We start from the raw sequence: 17,130 nt of genomic DNA, 5'->3' as shown, positions 1-17,130 counted from the left end.
GCAGGCTTGCGCTGCGCATGGTGAACGAAGCGTTTGCGCCGGGGTCTACTTGGTGCCGTACATGCGGTCGCCCGCGTCGCCGAGACCGGGCACGATGTAGCCCTTCTCGTTCAGCTTCTCGTCGATCGAGGCGGTGAACACCGGCACGTCGGGATGCGCGGCGGTAAAGCGCTCGAGCCCTTCCGGCGCGGCCAGCAGGCACAGGAAGCGCATGTTCGTGGCGCCGCGCTCCTTCAGCTTGTCGATTGCGGCGATCGCGGAATTGGCGGTGGCCAGCATCGGGTCGACCACGATGACCAGACGGTCGCCGAGGTCGCTCGGAGCCTTGAAGAAATACTCGACCGCCTCCAGCGTGTCGTGGTCGCGGTAGAGCCCGACATGGGCCACGCGCGCCGCCGGCACGAGGTCGAGAAGCCCTTCGAGCAGGCCGTTGCCGGCGCGAAGCACCGAGGCGAAGACCAGCTTCTTGCCTTCCAGCGTCGGCGCCTCCATCGTCTGCAGCGGCGTTTCGATGGTGGTCGTCGTCAGTTCCAGCTCGCGCGTCACCTCATATCCCAGAAGCAGCGAAATCTCGCGCAGCAGCCGCCGGAAACTCGCCGTCGAGGTCTCCTTCTTGCGCATGATGGTGAGCTTGTGCTGGACAAGCGGGTGGCTGACGACGGTGACGCCTTTCATGGGGGGCTCCTCGGACTGCGCGCATTTCTCTCGATCTGGTCCCTTAGCGCATCGGTGGCGACGGGGAAACAGGAGCCGGCGATCAGCCCTCGGCGCGCGTTGCCGCTTCTCCCTGCGGAGCAAGGCCAACCACGATCGAAACGGGCGGCATCTCCACCCGGTCGGCCAGGACGGCCATCGTCTCCGCCGGTTCGGCGAAGAGAACCGGTGCATCGAGCCCCGGTGCGCTGCGCGTCGTGCCGGAAAGATTGGCGCGCAGGCTCAGCCTCGCGCCGCCGAGCCTCCAGTCGACCGCCACCACACCCTCGGCGGCGTCGCGGATGGTTCCGCTGTGGCCGCGCGCCGAGGCCAGCAGCGGCGCGATGGTTTCGCGCCTTGTCGCGAGCAGCCGGCGGATCTGGTCGAGCCGGATCCGCCCGCGTCCGAGGCCGGGCTTCGTCCAGTCGAGCTTGGACGCGAGGAACGTCCCGGGGTCGTTGGGGTCGGGAATGCGCCGCGCCGCTTCCCCGTCGCGAAAGGCCGCGAACGTCGCGAATTCGCGCCGCCGGCCTTCGGTCACCGCTTTCGCGAGATCGCCGCGAAAATCGGTGAAGAACAGGAACGGCCGATCCTCGGAAAACTCCTCGCCCATGAACAGCAGCGGGATGTGCGGCGACAGCAGCAGCATCGCCGTCAGCACCCGCAGCATGTCGGGCGAGGCGAGGGCGGGCAGGCGCTCGCCGAAGGCCCGGTTGCCCACCTGGTCGTGGTTCTGCAGGAAATCGACGAAGGCGGTCGGCGGCAGGTGCGCGCAAGGCTCGCCGCGCGGCCGGCCCCATTGCGGCGACACCTCGCCCTGATAGGCAAAGCCCTCCGCCAGGGCGCGGGCGAGCTTGCCGGCCGGATCGTCGGCGAAGTCGGCAAAATAACCGTCCGTCTCGCCGGTCGCGATCACGTGCGCGATGCTGTGGAAGTCGTCGTTCCATTCCGCGGTGAAGCCCGGCACCGTGCCGGTCTCGCCGCGCTGGTGCAGGAAGGTGACGTTGCGGTTGTCCTCCGTCGTCAGGTGGATGTGGCGGTCCGGAAACGTCTCGCGCACGCGCCGTCCGATCTCGACCAGCAGGTCGTCGGCGACATGATCGACCGCGTCGAGCCGCAGGCCGTCGAGACGGTACTCCGCGAGCCAGTAGAGCGCGTTCTCGACGAAGAAGCGCCGGACCGGCTCGGCCTCGAACGCGATCGCCGGTCCCCAGGGCGTGTGCTTCCCGGCGCGGAAGAAGTCCGGCGCGTAAAGGGAGATGTAGTTCCCGTCCGGCCCGAAATGATTGTAGACCACGTCCAGCAGAACCATCAGGCCGCGTTGGTGGGCCGCGTCCACCAGCGCCTTCAGGCCGTCCGGGCCGCCATAGGCCCGGTGCGGCGCATAGGGCAAGACACCGTCGTAGCCCCAGCCGCGATCGCCTGAGAACTGCCCCACCGGCATGAGTTCGATCGCGGTGACGCCGAGGTCCGCCAGGTGGTCCAGCTTCTCGATGGCGGCTTCGAACGTGCCTGCCTCGGTGAACGTGCCGACATGCAGCTCGTAGATGACAGCCTGTTCCCAGGGCCGGCCCGTCCAGTCCGGCGCGGTCCAGCGATGGGTGGCCGGATCGACCACGAGGGACGGCCCGTGCACGTCGCTTGCCTGCGCGCGCGCGGCCGGGTCGGGAACCGCCATTCCGTCCGGCAGGACGTAGGCATAGGCCGTGCCCGGCGCGATCCCGTCGGCGACGTGCTCGAACCAGCCGTTGCGTCCGCGCGTCATCGGCCGGTCCTCGCCGCCGAGCCGCAGCGTCAGGGCGTCGAGCCCCGGCGCCCAGAGCCGGAAGCGCACCGCCCCGTCGCCCGTATGCTCGGCCCCCCACGACAGCGGCGGCAGGGCGCGAGGGGGCCTGCCGCCCGTCAAGCCGTGGTCTCCAGAAGCATCAGCGCCCGGCTGCGAGCCGTAAACCCGCCATCGATCGCCGCGTCTTCGGCGCCGGGGTCGGCCGTGTCGAGAAGCCGCCGCCATCCGGTCGCGAACGCCTCGGGAAGGGCGAAGTCGATGTCCTCGTAATGCGCGTTGAACACGATCAGCAGTTTCTGCTCCGTCGTGAACAGAAGCATGGCGAAGGCGCGGGTGTGCGGCTGGTGCCAGTCCTCGTCCGTCATCTGCTCGCCGTCGGCGCGAAGCCAGCAGACACCGCTCGCGCCAGTGGGGCGCGGTTCGCCATGCAGGAAGTACCGCTGGCGCAGCAGCGGCTGCTGGTGGCGAAGCCGGATGAGCTTGCGCATGAACTCGAAGAAGGCCTGGTCGCGCTCCGCGACATCCTCGCCCCAGCGCAGCCAGTTCATCTCGGTGTCCTGGCAATAGGTGTTGTTGTTGCCGTGCTGCGTCCGGCCGATTTCGTCGCCCATGAGGATCATCGGCGTCCCTTGCGACAGGAGCACCGTGGCGGCGAGGTTCCGGCGCATCCGGTCGCGCAGTTCGAGGATCTCCTCGTCGTCCGTTTCGCCTTCCACGCCGCAGTTCCAGGACAGGTTGTGCGAGTGGCCGTCCCGGTTCTCCTCGCCGTTCGCCTCGTTGTGCTTGTCGTTGTAGCTGACGAGGTCCATCAGCGTGAAACCGTCATGGGCGGTCACGAAGTTGACGCTCGCCCACGGCCGGCGCCCGCGCTTCTCGAAACAGTCGGCCGACCCGAGAAGCCGCCCGGCCAGGTCGGAGGCAATGCCGTCGTCGCCCTTCCAGAAGGCGCGGGTGGTGTCCCGGTACTGGTCGTTCCACTCCGCCCACATCGGCGGAAAGTTGCCGAGCTGGTATCCGTCGTTGCCCGTGTCCCACGGCTCGGCGATCAGCTTGACCATCGACAGCACCGGGTCCTGGCGCACCGCGTCGAGAAAGACCGCGTTCTGGTCGAAGCTGTCGCGGTCGCGGCCGAGCGAGCTCGCCAGGTCGAAACGGAAGCCGTCGACATGGCAGTCCTGCACCCAGTAGCGCAGCGAATCCATCACCATCTGCAGAACGCGCTGGTTGCGCAGGTTGACCGTGTTGCCGCAGCCGGTGGTGTCGAAATAATAGCGCGGATCATCGCCGAGCAGGTAGTAGCTGGCATTGTCGATGCCGCGGAAGGAGAGCGTCGGCCCCATCTGGTTGCCTTCGGCGGTGTGGTTGTACACCACGTCGAGGATCACTTCGATGCCGGCCTCGTGCAGCCGGCGCACCATCAGCTTGAAGTCGTGGATGCCGGCGCCGGGCGCGATGAAGCGGGTGGCCGGCGCGAAGAAGCCGATCGTGTTGTAGCCCCAGTAGTTGGAAAGGCCGCGTTCGATCAGATGCCGGTCGTCGAAGAAGGCCTGCGTGGGCATCAGCTCCACCGCGGTGACGCCGAGCTTCACCAGATGGTCGATCGTGCGCGGATCGGCCAGCCCGGTGAAGGTGCCGCGATACTGTTCCGGCAGATCGCGGTTCAGCGCGGTCATGCCCTTCACATGGGCTTCGTAGATGATCGTGTCGTGCCAGGCGCGGCCGGGCCGCACGTCGTTTCCCCAGGTCACGGCCGGATCGACCACGACGCATTTCGGCATGACGAAGGCCGAATCCCGCTGGTCGAACGACAGGTCCTCGCGCCGATGGCCGATCCGGTAGCCGAACACGGCGTCGTGCCAGCGGATGTCGCCGCGCAGTTCCAGCGCATAGGGGTCGAGCAGCAGCTTGTTGGGGTTGAAGCGGTGGCCGGCCGAGGGCTCGTAGGGCCCGTGCACCCGGTAGCCGTACAATTGTCCGGGGCGGACGTCCGGGAGATAGCCGTGCCAGACCTCGTGCGTGAACTCGGGCAGTTCCACGCGCTCGATCTCGCGGCGGCCGGCGCCATCGAAGAGGCAGAGTTCCACCTTTGTGGCGTTGGCGGAAAACAGGGCGAAATTCACGCCCGAGCCGTCCCAGTGGGCCCCCAGCGGAAAGGGGGAGCCCGTCTTGATCTGTCCGTTGCGGCGCATGGTGCTCCTAGGGATGCGGAGCGAGAATCACCACGGCGAGTGGGGGCAGGTCGAGCTCCATCGAATGTGGCCTGCCATGCCATGAAACGGGGCTGGCCTTGACAGGTTCCTTTGGCCCCGCGCCGGAGCCGCCATATTCCGCGTCGTCGCTGTTCAGCCGCACCGACCAGGAGCCGGGGCGCGGCGCGCCGACACGGTATCCGGGCCGTGGCACCGGCGTCATGTTGCACACCACCACCACCGGTTCTCCGCTGCCGCTGCGGCGCACGAAGGAATAGACGCTGTTTTCGGTGTCGTCGGCGCCCAGCCACTCGAAGCCTTGCGGGTCGCAGTCGAGCTCGTGCAGCGCCGCGTTGGAGCGGTAGAGCGCGTTCAGGTCGCGAACCAGCGCCCGCGTGCCGGCATGCATGGGATCGTCGAGCAGGTGCCAGTCGAGCGACTGGTCGTGGTTCCATTCGCGCTCCTGCCCGAATTCGCAGCCCATGAAGATCAGCTTCTTGCCCGGGTGGGTCCACATGAAGGCGAGATAGGCGCGGAGATTGGCGAAACGCTGCCAGCGGTCGCCGGGCATCTTGCCGAGAAGCGAGCCCTTGCCGTGAACCACCTCGTCATGGCTGATCGGCAGCACGAACTTTTCCGAATAGGCATAGACCATGCCGAAGGTCATCTGGTGATGGTGATGCCGGCGATGCACGGGGTCGAGGCTCATGTAGGCGAGCGTGTCGTGCATCCAGCCCATGTTCCACTTGTAGTCGAAGCCGAGGCCGCCGTCGCCCACCGGACGGCTGACCCCGGGCCATGCCGTCGATTCCTCCGCAATGGTCAGCGCGCCCGGATGACGCTCGACGATGCGCTGGTTGGTCTCGCGCAGGAACGCGACGGCGTCGAGGTTCTCGTTGCCGCCATGGCGGTTGGGCACCCATTCGCCCGGCTTGCGGCTGTAGTCGAGGTACAGCATCGAGGCGACGGCATCCACGCGCAAGGCGTCGACGTGATACTGGTCGAGCCAGTAGAGCGCGCTGGCCTGGAGGAAGTTCGACACCTCCGTGCGGCCGAAATTGTAGATCAGCGTGTTCCAGTCCTGGTGGAAGCCGAGACGGGGATCCTCGTGCTCGTAGAGCGCCGTCCCGTCGAAATGCGCCAGCCCGTGCTCGTCGGACGGAAAATGCGCCGGAACCCAGTCCACGATGACGCCGATGCCGGCCTGGTGCAGCCGGTCCACCATCCGCGCGAAGGCTTCGGGCGAACCGTACCGGCTCGTCGGCGCAAACAGACCGATCGGCTGGTAGCCCCACGAACCGGTGAACGGATGCTCGGTCACCGGCAGGAACTCCACATGGGTGAAGCCCATGTCCTGGAGGTAGTCGATCAGCAGGTCTCCCAGCGCGTCGTAGTCGAGGATTTCGTTGGCCGCGCCGCGGCGCCAGCTGCCGAGATGGACTTCGTAGATCGACATCGGCTGGTTGGTCGCCTGCCGCACCGCGCGCTGGCTCATCCAGCCCCCGTCGTTCCAGTCGTGTCGCGGAAGCCCGCTGACGATGGAGGCGGTGGCCGGCGGCTCCTCGGCGAAGAAGCCGACCGGATCGGTCTTGAGCGGCAGAACCTCGCCGTGGACGCCGAGAACCTCGTATTTGTAGGTCGTGCCGGCCTGAAGGCCCGGAACGAACAGCTCCCAGACGCCCACGCCGACGCGGTTGCGCATGGGGTGGCGCCGGCCGTCCCAGTTGTTGAACGGCCCGACGACGCTGACCCGGCGCGCATTGGGCGCCCACACGCAGAAGACGGTGCCGTGAACGCCCCCGACCTCGGCGGGATGCGCGCCGAGCCGCTTGTAGAGTTCGGCGTGACGGCCCTCGCCCATCAGGTATTCGTCGAGTTCGCCGAGGATCGGTCCGAAGGAGTAGGGATCGTCGATCGTCCAGCGGTGCTCTCCTGCCGTGAGCTGCAAGCGGTAGTCGAAGCGATCGGACCGACCCTCGATCGGGCCCGAAAAGAAGCCGTCCGGATGAATCCGCGCCAGCGCGGCCACGTCCTTGCCGGTGGCGCGATCGATGACGGCCACCTCGCCGGCTTCCGGCGCGAACACGTTGACCAGCAGGGGCGCGCTGCCCCCGCCATGCATGCCGAGCACCACGAAGGGGTTGCCGTGGCGCGCGGCGACGATGGCGTCGACATCGCCGGCCGGCGGGGCGGACCCTTTGTTGGCCATGTTCATGCTTCGGCTCCATCGGCATCCAGGAGATCGAGAAGACCCCGCAGAGGGATATCGACCCAGGACGGCCGGTTGCCAAGTTCGTAGCTCACTTCGTAGGCCGCCTTCTGGATCTGGAAAAGGTCGAGCAGGGCGCGCTCGAAGCCGGCGTCGGCGACGTGCGTCGAACAGCCGTCGATCGTCTTGCGATAGGCGTCCAGGAATGCATGGATCGTCTCCTCCCGCCACCGCATGGCGCGGGCGACCGCACGCTCGTCGGCCGGCATTGCAAGAGGCCCGCGCAGTCGTACCACATCCGCTGCGAGATAGTCGATCGAACGCATCATGCCGGCCACGTCCACCAGCGGCGTGGTCTTGGCGCGCCGTTCCTCGATGGAGCGATAGGGCTCGCCCTCGAAGTCGATGAGCACCACGTCGTCGGCGGCGATCAGCACCTGGCCCAGATGGTAGTCGCCATGGATGCGCGAGCGCGCGCCGGATGGCGTGTGGTCGAGACAGGCCGCCAGCCGCTTCTCGAACTCGCCCTTGCGCGCCAGCACGCTGTCGATCATGGCGCCGACCTCGCCCTTGCGCTCGGCGCCGTCCAGCGCGCGCAGCGCCGCGTCCAGGTCGGCCCGCGCCGAGGCCACCCAGGCCTCGACGTCGGCGCGGGTGGTCGCTTCGACGCGGAACGCAACGTCGTCCGTGTCGGTCGCGAGCGCCTGGTGAAGCTGCGCCGTGCGCTGCCCCAGCAGCGCGCCGAGGTTGAGCGGGAAGAAGAACGGTTCTTCCTCGGCCTCCGGCGCGGCCATGGCGTTGGAAATCAGGTCGTCGTTTTCCAGATCGCGCTGGAGGGCCGCCGACAGGATGTCCCAGGCGTCGCCCTGGTTGCGGACATATTCGAACGCGGTCGCCAGCACGGTCGGCTCCTCGCCATCCGCCTGGTGCTCGATCGAGCCGAGATAGCCCGGCGCATGCGCGAAGCCGCCGACATTGGTCAGGAACCGGGCCATCTCCACCTCGGGCTGCATGCCGCTGCGCAACCGGCGGTAGATCTTGAAGATGATCGTGTCGCCAAAGGCGATCGACACGTTCGACTGTTCCACGCCGAGCGGCCGCGACGCTCCGGCCTCGGCATAGATCTCGGGCCGGCCGTTGTTGTCGAAGCGGATGGTCCCGCCCGCAACCGGCAGGTCCGCGCCTTCCTTCATCGCCGCCAGGATCGCCTGGCCGAAGCCGTCGTCGTGGGCGGCGTCCACCAGCGCCCCGAAACGCGGGCCCTGCCGCAGCTTGGCCAGCGTGTAGGAGAGCGTCGGCGCGCCGAATGTCACGTTTTCCTCGCCCCAGCGGGCCGACAGCGGCATTAAGTAGCGCTGAACCTCGCCGTCCAGGTTCACGTGGCACTCCGCCAGCATGTGGCGGCCGCCGTCGATCTCGGCGAGCGGCTTGATCGATGCCGCCTCGACCGACCGGTCCTTGCCCGCGAACCAGCGCTGCAGATGCAGGAACTGCGGCAGCGTCTCGGATTCGAGCAGCTTGCCGCCCGCGCCCGACAGGGCCGTGGAGACACGGCCGTCGCGGGTGGTGAGCGTGACGAAATCGGGCAGCACGTCCGGCACCTGCTGGTGCCAGCGCGGCGCCTCTGCCTCGTCGGCCAGCAACAGCCAGTAGAAGCCGAAGGCCGGCAGCGTGAACAGATAGGGCAGGTCGCCGATCGGCGGGAAGGGCGAACGGCCGGTGAGCTCGATCGGAACCGCGCCCTTGAACGACGACAGGTCGAGTTCCACCGCCTGCGCCTGGCGCGACAGGTTGGCCACGCACAGGATGCGGTCGTTCTCGTGCTCGCGCACATAGGCCAGGATCTTGCGGTTGCGCGGATAGAGGAGCGTCATCGTGCCCCGGCCGAAGGCCGAGTGCTGCTTGCGCACCTGGATCAGCTTGCGCATCCAGTTCAGCAGCGAGGACGGGTCCTGCTGCTGGCTTTCGGCGTTGACCGCCTGATAGCCGTAGATGGCGTCCATGATCACCGGCAGGAACAGCTGCTGCGGGTTGGCGCGCGAGAAGCCGGCGTTGAGGTCGGCCGACCATTGCATCGGCGTGCGCACGCCGTCGCGGTCGCCGAGATAGTAGTTGTCGCCCATGCCCAGTTCGTCGCCGTAGTAGACGATGGGCGTGCCGGGCATCGACATCAGCAGCGAATTCAGAAGCTCGATCTTGCGCCGGTCGTTCTGCAGCAGCGGCGCGAGGCGGCGGCGGATGCCCAGGTTGATGCGGGCGCGGCGATCCTCGGCATAGGTGCGCCAGAGGTAGTCGCGCTCCTGGTCGCTCACCATCTCGAGCGTCAGCTCGTCGTGGTTGCGCAGGAAGATGCCCCACTGGCATCCGTCGGGAATCTCGGGGGTCTGGCGGATGATGTCGGAGATCGGGTAGCGGTCCTCCTGCGCCAGCGCCATGTAGATGCGCGGCATCAGCGGGAAGTGGAAGCCCATGTGGCACTCGTCGCCGTCGCCGAAATAGGGCCGCGTGTCCTCCGGCCACTGGTTGGCCTCGGCCAGCAGCATGCGGTCGGTGTAGTGGGCGTCCAGCTCGGCGCGGATCTTCTTCAGGATCACGTGCGTCTCGGGCAGGTTCTCGTTGTTGGTGCCCTCGCGCTCGACCAGATAGGGGATCGCGTCGAGGCGAAGTCCGTCCACGCCCATGTCGAGCCACAGGTGCATCACCTTCAGCACCTCCTGCAGCACCCGCGGATTGTCGAAGTTCAGGTCGGGCTGGTGCGAATAGAAGCGGTGCCAGAAGAACGCGCCCGCCACCGGATCCCAGGTCCAGTTCGACTTCTCGGTGTCGAGGAAGATGATCCGCGTCTCCGGAAACTTGGTGTCGGTGTCGCTCCACACGTAGAAGTCGCGCGCCGCCGAGCCGGGCTTGGCCTGCCGCGCCTTCTGGAACCAGGGGTGCTGGTCGGAGGTGTGGTTGATGACGAGTTCCGTGATCACCCTCAGGCCGCGCCGGTGCGCCTCCGCGACGAAGGCGCGAAAATCCTTCATCGTGCCGTAGGACGGATTGATCGACCGGTAGTCGGCGATGTCGTAGCCGTCGTCGCGCAGCGGCGAGGGATAGAACGGCAGCAGCCAGATCGCGGTGACGCCGAGATCCTGGATGTAGTCCAGGCGCTTCATCAGGCCGGCGAAGTCGCCCATGCCGTCGCCATCCGAATCCTGGAAGGCCTTCACGTGCACCTGATAGATGATCGCGTCGCGATACCAGTCGGGCTGGCTGCGGTCGATCGCGCCATCCATCGAATTGCTTGCGTTCTTCATCAGGTCGTCACCGGTCCTAGCAGTCGCCAGACCGCATAGGGCCGGGCTTGGGGGTCGAGGGTCAGCGTATGATTCTTGCCGACCCAGGCGAAGCTGTTTCCATTCACGAGATCCTGCACCTTCACCGCGCCGTCGTCGGGCAGGCCGAACGCCCACAGCGGCACCTCGAAATGGAACGTCTGGGCTTGGTGCGGATCGAGATTGACGTGAAAAAGCAGATAGCTGCCCGATTGCGGCGTGCCCTTCGAATAGGACAGCACGTTCTCGTTCGAGACCTTGTGAAAGCGCAGCGACGTGAAGTCCCGCAGCGCCGGGTGCTCGCGCCGCAGCCGGTTCACCAGGCGGATGTCGTCCTTGATGTGGCCCGGGCGGTCGAAGTCCCATTCGCGCAGCTGGTACTTCTCGGAGTCCAGATATTCCTCCTTGCCCGGCAGCGCGGCGGCTTCGCAGATCTCGTAGCCATTGTAGATGCCGTAGTTCCCGGCCAGCGTCGCCGCCATCAGCAGGCGGGTCCGAAAGCCGGGCCGGCCCGCCGTCTGGAGATAGCGCGGGTTGATGTCGGGCGTGTTGGCGAAGAAGTTCGGCCGCATGTAGTGGCGGCATTCCTCCTGCGTCAGCTCAGTGAGATACTGCTCCAGCTCCCAGTCGAGGTTTCGCCAGGTGTAGTAGGTGTAGGACTGGGTGAAGCCGGCCTTGGCCAGCCGCTTCATCACCTTGGGCCGCGTGAAGGCCTCCGACAGGAAGATCACGTCGGGGTGCTGGCTCCTCACCTCGCCGATCACCCATTCCCAGAAGGGGAACGGCTTGGTGTGCGGATTGTCGACGCGGAAGATCTTCACCCCGTGGCCGATCCAGTAGAACAGCACGTCGCGCAGCGCATGCCACAGGTCCGGGATGGAATCGCGGTAGAAGTGGACGTTGACGATGTCCTCGTATTTCTTCGGCGGGTTCTCCGCGAACTTGATCGTCCCGTCCGGGCGCCAGTCGAACCATTCCGGATGTTCCTTGATCCAGGGATGGTCGGGCGCGCACTGGATGGCGAAATCGAGCGCGATCTCCATGTCGTGGGCGGCGGCGGCTTCCACCAGCCGGTCGAAATCCTCGATCGTGCCGAGTTCGGGATGGATCGCGTCGTGGCCGCCTTCGTCGGATCCGATCGCGTAGGGGCTGCCGGGGTCATCGCCCGTCGGCGTCAGCGTGTTGTTGGGTCCCTTGCGGTTGATCTTCCCGATCGGATGGATCGGCGTGAAGTAGAGAACGTCGAAGCCGAGATCCTTCACGTAGGGCAGGCGCTTGATCACGTCGTCGAAGGTGCCGTGGCGGCCGGGCTCGAACGACTGCGACCGCGGCATCATCTCGTACCAGGCGCCGAAGACCGCGCGTTCGCGGTCGACGATCACGTCGAGAACGCGCTCGTACCAGGTCAGGCTGTTGCGCGGCGCCAGCGCCTTCATCAGCGCCGCGGCGTCCTCGCCGAGAAGAAGCGCAAGGCGCGCCGCCTCGTCGGGCTGCCGATCCAGTTCGGCCAGCAAGTCCGCCAGCGCGGCGCCTTCGCCGGGTTCGCGCGGGTCGCGGGCCGCCTCCCGCACGAGGGCGATGCCCTCCTCGAGTTCGAGCGCGACGGCCTGTCGCGCCTTGATCTTCTTGTCCACGTCGCGTCGCCATCCGGCAAAGAGGTCGCGCCAGGCGATCACGGTGTATTCGTGGTCGCCGATCTCCGGGAACACGATCTCGCCGCGCCAGCGATCGTTGACCTCGAATTCCAGCGCCACCTCCGTCCACTGGTTCGAGCCCTTGCGCCGCCACAGCAGCGCCGCGTCGACGACGTCGTGCCCTTCGCCGAAGACGTCTGCCTCCACGGGAAAGCTGTAGCCCTGCGCCGCCTTGGCGGGAAACCGGCCCCCGTCGATCTCGGGGTCGATCCCCTCGATGGCGAGACGCCGTTCGGCCAGTTGCCCAAGCCGCGGGTCCGTCATCTTCCGCGCAACGCGCGCCGGGCCGCCTTGCGGCTTTCTCTTTGCGTTCGTGGCCATGGTTCTCAAACGTTCGACGAAGGGAAAGGGTGAGGCGCGGGGGAGGCGGGGTCGCCGCCGCCGCTGCGCAAATCCGTCCGGATGGCCGGCTCGTCGGGCAGGCGTGCCGTTCCACGGTCAGGCCGCGACTGGCTCGTGGCTCGAGTCCAGATCGTGTTTCGCATGGTCGGTCTCCGCTCCGTCACCCTTGCTCAACCCGAGCGGCACGGAAAAGTTCCCCCTTCGGAAGGCGTCCGCCCGGACATCGTCCCGCGAAATTTCGATGGCGGCAGGGAACGGCGAGACAACTTCTGCGTTCCGTGGAATGCGCCTGACCGCGCATCCGGGAGGAGGAAAGAATGCCCCAGATCACTCGCTCGCCAGAGCTCGACGCCATCGTGCCGGGTGAGGCCGCCGCCACGCCCATCTGCTTCGTCACCGAGGATGGCGCCACCGGCACCATCACGCTCGACGCCGCGGACGCCAGCCCCACCGAAGCGCTCGTCAAGGCCAAGGACGCCATCCGATGCCTGGCCGAAGCCTTCGGTCGGGCCGAGCGCCGGGTCCCGGTCGGGTCCGACGAGACCGGAGCCGTGTTCCGGTCATGGGCATATCGCGCCTAGCCGGACCGTCCGAAGGCCGGGCGACGGGGCGGCGGCGAGGGTCGCCTTCCCCGGACGAACCGGATTGTGCAGCGGCGGTGATACACGCTAGAATTGTGTAGCCATCGCAAAACGCACAACGGAGGGTTGGATTTCTCCGGGCTGGCGCTATAGTGCAGTGCAGCAGGAGCAATGGAGCCTTGTACGACGACCTTTCGACGCTGGCCTTTCCGCCGTCCTCCACGGCGTTCTTTTTCGACTTCGACGGAACCCTTGCGGAGATCGTCGAAGACCCTCGCGCGGTGCGGATCGCCCCCGAGGTTCTAGAGGCGCTCAGCCGCCTGCACCGGATGTCCGGCGGGGCGGTTGCCGTGGTGTCCGGCCGCGAGATCGATGCCCTCGACGCTTTCCTGTCGCCGTTGCGGTTGCCGCTGGGCGGCGCGCACGGCTCCGAGCGACGCGATCCGCAGGGCCGGCGGCACCAGGTCGAGGCCGACCGCCAGTCCATCGAGCGCGTGGTCGAGCAGCTGAACCGGTTTGCCGCCAGCCACGAGGGGCTTCTGGTCGAGGCGAAGCGCACCTCCGTGGCGCTGCACTATCGCCGCCGGCCGGAACTCGAACGGGCCTGTCGCGAACTGGCGCGCGCGGTCGCCGACACCTCCGGCCTCTCGCTTCTCGAAGGCAAGATGGTCGCCGAACTGAAGCTCAGCGGCCGCACCAAGGGCGACCTCGTCGCCGACTTCATGGCGGAAGCCCCCTTTCGCGGTCGTCGACCCGTCTTCTTCGGCGACGACGTGACCGATGAAGACGCCTTCGGTGCCTTGCCGCGGTGGGACGGCGTCTCCGTCAAGATCGGCGGCGGCCCCACCATCGCCACCCATCGAATGCCCGACCCGGCGGCGCTGCATGCCTGGTTGAGGGGAATGGCAGGCCCGCCATCGGGCGGAACGGAACGGGCCGGGTCGAGTTAGCCTTACGTCCGAGAGGGAAGAAAGAAATCGATACCACCGGGAGTAGCAAAGGAATGAGCCGTCTAGTCGTCGTGTCCAATCGGGTGGCGGACCTGCGCCAGGCCACGCAGTCGGGCGGCCTCGCCGTCGCGATCGCCGACGCGCTGAAGGCCAAGGGCGGCGTCTGGTTCGGGTGGGACGGCAACACGCTGGAAAACGAGACCGAGAAGCTCGGCATCGATCGGGTCGGCGACGTCGACGTGATTTCCTCGCCCCTCACCGTCGAGGACTACAGCCAGTATTACATCGGCTACGCCAACAGCGTCCTGTGGCCGCTCTTCCACTATCGGGTCGACCTGGTCGACTACCGTCCGCAGTATTTCGAGGGCTACATGCGGGTGAACGGCAAGTTCGCCGCCCTGCTCAAGCCCTTCCTCAAGCAGGGCGACATGGTCTGGGTGCACGACTACCACCTCATTCCCTTCGCCGAGCGGCTGCGGGCGCTCGGGTGCCGGCACAAGATGGGCTTCTTCCTCCACATTCCCTTTCCGCCGGCCGACATCATCGCCGCCTCCCCGAACCATGCCTATCTGGTCGAGGCGCTGCTGCAATATGACGTGGTCGGTTTCCAGACGTCGACGGACCTCAACAACTTCAACCGCTACGTCGAGGAGAACATCCCCGACGCCATGGGCGCCGACGGCGTCATCCGCTGCGGCGGCCGCACCGTGCGCGCGCTTCGGCTTCCCATCGGCATCGACGTCGCCCAGTTCACGGAGCTGGCCGAGAAGACGTTCGAGGACATCAACATCGATCACATGCGGCGCGCCATCCTGCGTCAGCGCCAGATCGTCGGCGTCGACCGGCTGGACTATTCGAAGGGCATCCCCGAGCGGTTCGAGGCCTTTTCCCGCATGCTGCACCTGCACCCCGAACTCGAGAAGACGGTGACCTTCCTGCAGATCGCACCGCCCACGCGCGAGGACGTCACCGCCTATGCCGAGATCCGCATGCGGCTGGAAGGCCTGTCGGGCTCCATCAACGGCAAGTTCGGCGACATCGACTGGGTGCCGATCCGCTACATCCACCGGCCTGTCCCCCGGCCGCGCCTGGCGGCCATGTTCCGCTCCAGCGAGGTCGGCTTGGTCACGCCGCTCCGCGACGGGATGAACCTGGTGGCCAAGGAATACGTCGCCGCGCAGGATCCGGCTGATCCTGGCGTGCTGGTCCTGTCCCAGTTCGCCGGCGCTGCCGAGGAGCTCGAGGACGCCCTCATCGTCAACCCCCACGACACCGAGGAGATGGGGGAGAAGATGGAACTGGCCCTGAGGATGCCGCTGGAGGAGCGGCAGAACCGGCATGCGCGTCTGCTCGACCGGGTGAAGCAGAGCGACGTCGGCATCTGGATGGAAACCTTCATCGACCAGCTCGAAGGCGCCGGCGGCGCCGACAGCGTCGCCGCCTGACGCCACACCGCCGTTACCGTTGCCGCACCGTCGCGTCGGGATCGCAAGGCGAACCGTCCGTCGAGCCGTTATGTGCGTCTACACTTACGTAGTTGCCTTCTGACATCTCCGCACCGACGCCCGGCCGGCGAAACTTTCCCGGCGCGATGGAACAGGTTTCCCGTCCGCAGGTTCTTCCAGCTGAACGCGGACCGAACAGCAGCGGAGGTATTTCGCCATGCATTCCATCATCTACGTCATCGGCCTGATCGTCGTGGTCCTGGCCATCCTGTCCTTTCTCGGACTTGCTTGAGGAGAGCGATCAATGAACGATCAGAACAGTTTCACCAACGATCCGAAAACGCGGGTCGGCGCCGACGCCGATGCCGCCCGCGAGCGCTTCGAAGACGAGAAGCAGGCTGCCGCCCGTGAGTTCGACAAGGCTCGCGCGGCGATCGGCGAGCAGGCCTCGTCCATGGCGCATGAGGCCCAGGAAGAGATCCGCGAGCGCGGCGAGGCCCTGAAGGATCAGGCGGCCGACGGGCTGAAGACCTTCGCCGACGCCGTCCGCAGCGCCCGCGACGAGCTCGACAAGAAGGACATGGGGCCGATCTCCGGTCTCGTCGGTCAGGCCGCCGAGGGGCTGGAAAGCCTGTCGCGCAACCTGCAGGGCGCGTCCGCGGGCGAAATGGTCGACAAGGTGCGCGACTTCGGCCGCCGCCACCCGGTCAGCTTCATCGCCGCCAGCGTCCTCGCCGGCATCGCGATCGGACGTTTCGCCGGCGCCTCCGCGCAGCACGACCACGCCCGCCCGCGCACCGGCGCGCCGCGCCCGCCGCAGGGGCCGCGCCCGACGCCGGCCGCCGGTGCTTACGGCGCCGCCGAGCCCACGATCCCCTCGAGCCGGACGGGAGGCATGTCATGAGCGTCCAGCAGGATCCCCGACCCCTCGGAACGCTGGTGACGGACCTCGTCAACCAGATGGCCGAATTGATCCGCACCGAAGCGCGGCTTCTGCGCGCCGAGGTGCAGGAAAAGATGAGCAAGGCCGGCACCGGCCTGATGGAGGTCGCGGCCGGCGCCGTCATGCTTCTGGCCGCGCTTCTGGTGCTGCTGCAGGCGCTCGTCGTCGCCCTGGCCAATCTCGGCCTCGGCGCAGGCTGGGCATCGCTTCTCGTCGGACTGGTCGTGGCCGTGATCGGCTACATGCTGGTTCGCCGCGGCACGGCCAACATGTCGCCGTCGGAGCTGGTGCCGGAAAAGACGCTGGCCCAGGTCAGCCGTGACATGGACGTTGCAAAGGAGCAGGTGCGATGAAATCCTCGACAGAACACGAACGTCACGCGGAGGAAGTCCGCGCCCGGATGGCCGGCACCGCCGAGCAGATCCGCGACCGCATGTCGCCCGGCCAGCTGGTCGACGAGGTCTTCCGCTACATGGGCGACTCGAACGGCTCCGCCGCCGTGTCGAACCTCGGTCGCCAGGTCCGCGACAATCCGCTCAGCCTCGCGCTCATCGGCGCCGGGATGGCGTGGCTCTTTGCCGGTCCCCGGCCGGTGCGTCGCGAATACTATCCCTATCCCGACGATGGCGGCTTCGGCTATGACGGCGACAGCGCCTTCTATCCGGACGGCGCGGTGGATGACGGCGTCATCGGCAACACGCCGCGCCGCGGCACCGGGCCCGTCCAGACCGGCGCCGGCGGCCTCGGCTATCTGGAGGCGCGAGACGGCAACGGCGTCGACACCTCTACCTGGAGCGAGCGCGCCGGCGACGCCGCGCACCGTGTTTCCGATGCGGGCCATTCGGTGGCGGATGCGGCGTCCCGCCTGGGCGCCGATGCCGCCGACGCGGTTCGCGACGCGAAGGACCGCGCCAGTGCTTACGCGGCCGACGCGGGTCACTACGCCGCCGATGCCGGGCGCCAGGCGGCACGGGCCGGACG

At 67.3% G+C, this 17,130-nt stretch carries 11 protein-coding genes and 1 pseudogene; 6 read left to right on the top strand and 6 right to left on the bottom strand.

Annotated elements, in window-relative coordinates; genetic code table 11:
- Positions 1 to 45: 45 nt before the first annotated feature.
- The 6 genes from upp to EJC49_RS03770 all read right to left on the bottom strand — a co-directional run bounded on the left by upp (position 46) and on the right by EJC49_RS03770 (position 12,209).
- Entirely contained in the window at positions 46 to 675 is a 630-nt protein-coding gene (upp, locus tag EJC49_RS03795; RefSeq protein WP_126698136.1) for a uracil phosphoribosyltransferase, read from the bottom strand.
- A gap of 82 nt (positions 676 to 757) precedes the next feature.
- The gene (gene treZ, locus EJC49_RS03790) at positions 758 to 2,599 is read right to left on the bottom strand and encodes a malto-oligosyltrehalose trehalohydrolase (RefSeq protein ID WP_245453248.1); all 1,842 of its coding nucleotides are present in this window, start codon (positions 2,597 to 2,599) and stop codon (positions 758 to 760) included.
- Positions 2,596 to 4,668 carry a glycogen debranching protein GlgX gene (gene glgX, locus EJC49_RS03785; protein ID WP_126698134.1) on the bottom strand — a complete coding sequence of 691 codons (2,073 nt, stop codon included), beginning with the start codon at positions 4,666 to 4,668 and terminating at the stop codon, positions 2,596 to 2,598. The genes treZ and glgX overlap by 4 nt, the downstream gene beginning before the upstream one ends.
- Before the next feature lie 7 nt (positions 4,669 to 4,675).
- Entirely contained in the window at positions 4,676 to 6,883 is a 2,208-nt protein-coding gene (gene glgB / locus EJC49_RS03780) for a 1,4-alpha-glucan branching protein GlgB (RefSeq protein ID WP_126698133.1), read from the bottom strand.
- Positions 6,880 to 10,176: a maltose alpha-D-glucosyltransferase gene (gene treS, locus EJC49_RS03775; RefSeq protein WP_126698132.1), complete on the bottom strand. Its 3,297-nt coding sequence runs from the start codon at positions 10,174 to 10,176 to the stop codon at positions 6,880 to 6,882. Before treS ends, glgB begins: the two co-directional genes overlap by 4 nt.
- A complete protein-coding gene (locus EJC49_RS03770) occupies positions 10,176 to 12,209 on the bottom strand; it encodes an alpha-1,4-glucan--maltose-1-phosphate maltosyltransferase (protein ID WP_245453247.1) in 2,034 nt (677 codons plus the stop codon). Before EJC49_RS03770 ends, treS begins: the two co-directional genes overlap by 1 nt.
- Positions 12,210 to 12,547: 338 nt before the next feature.
- Between EJC49_RS03770 and EJC49_RS03765 the strand changes: the two genes are divergently transcribed.
- The 6 genes and pseudogenes from EJC49_RS03765 to EJC49_RS03740 all read left to right on the top strand — a co-directional run.
- A complete protein-coding gene (locus EJC49_RS03765; RefSeq protein WP_126698131.1) occupies positions 12,548 to 12,811 on the top strand; it encodes a hypothetical protein in 264 nt (87 codons plus the stop codon).
- Between the two features lie 179 nt (positions 12,812 to 12,990).
- Positions 12,991 to 13,761, top strand: coding sequence for a trehalose-phosphatase (otsB, locus tag EJC49_RS03760; RefSeq protein WP_170314600.1), 771 nt, complete (start codon positions 12,991 to 12,993; stop codon positions 13,759 to 13,761).
- A 53-nt stretch (positions 13,762 to 13,814) separates the two neighbouring features.
- Positions 13,815 to 15,206: an alpha,alpha-trehalose-phosphate synthase (UDP-forming) gene (locus EJC49_RS03755; RefSeq protein ID WP_126698129.1), complete on the top strand. Its 1,392-nt coding sequence runs from the start codon at positions 13,815 to 13,817 to the stop codon at positions 15,204 to 15,206.
- Positions 15,207 to 15,510: 304 nt separating this feature from the next.
- Positions 15,511 to 16,110, top strand: coding sequence for a hypothetical protein (locus EJC49_RS03750; protein WP_126698128.1), 600 nt, complete (start codon positions 15,511 to 15,513; stop codon positions 16,108 to 16,110).
- A complete protein-coding gene (locus EJC49_RS03745) occupies positions 16,107 to 16,502 on the top strand; it encodes a phage holin family protein (protein WP_126698127.1) in 396 nt (131 codons plus the stop codon). Before EJC49_RS03750 ends, EJC49_RS03745 begins: the two co-directional genes overlap by 4 nt.
- Positions 16,499 to 17,130 (top strand): annotated as a pseudogene (locus EJC49_RS03740) (hypothetical protein); the annotation flags it as partial. The gene EJC49_RS03745 and the pseudogene EJC49_RS03740, both read left to right, overlap by 4 nt.

It is taken from the genome of Aquibium carbonis, assembly GCF_003970795.1.
In the GTDB taxonomy this organism is placed as follows: domain Bacteria; phylum Pseudomonadota; class Alphaproteobacteria; order Rhizobiales; family Rhizobiaceae; genus Aquibium; species Aquibium carbonis.
Note: the sequence above shows the minus strand (reverse complement) of the source record. Positions and strands in the feature narration are given on the sequence as shown.

Bases quoted from the DNA above. Each gene is read 5' to 3' on its own strand.
- treS (WP_126698132.1), bottom strand. From the start codon at position 10,176: ATGAAGAACGCAAGCAATTCGATGGATGGCGCGATCGACCGCAGCCAG.
- EJC49_RS03770 (WP_245453247.1), bottom strand. From the start codon at position 12,209: ATGGCCACGAACGCAAAGAGAAAGCCGCAAGGCGGCCCGGCGCGCGTT.
- upp (WP_126698136.1), bottom strand. From the start codon at position 675: ATGAAAGGCGTCACCGTCGTCAGCCACCCGCTTGTCCAGCACAAGCTC.
- EJC49_RS03745 (WP_126698127.1), top strand. From the start codon at position 16,107: ATGAGCGTCCAGCAGGATCCCCGACCCCTCGGAACGCTGGTGACGGAC.
- glgB (WP_126698133.1), bottom strand. From the start codon at position 6,883: ATGAACATGGCCAACAAAGGGTCCGCCCCGCCGGCCGGCGATGTCGAC.
- EJC49_RS03750 (WP_126698128.1), top strand. From the start codon at position 15,511: ATGAACGATCAGAACAGTTTCACCAACGATCCGAAAACGCGGGTCGGC.
- EJC49_RS03765 (WP_126698131.1), top strand. From the start codon at position 12,548: ATGCCCCAGATCACTCGCTCGCCAGAGCTCGACGCCATCGTGCCGGGT.
- EJC49_RS03755 (WP_126698129.1), top strand. From the start codon at position 13,815: ATGAGCCGTCTAGTCGTCGTGTCCAATCGGGTGGCGGACCTGCGCCAG.
- glgX (WP_126698134.1), bottom strand. From the start codon at position 4,668: ATGCGCCGCAACGGACAGATCAAGACGGGCTCCCCCTTTCCGCTGGGG.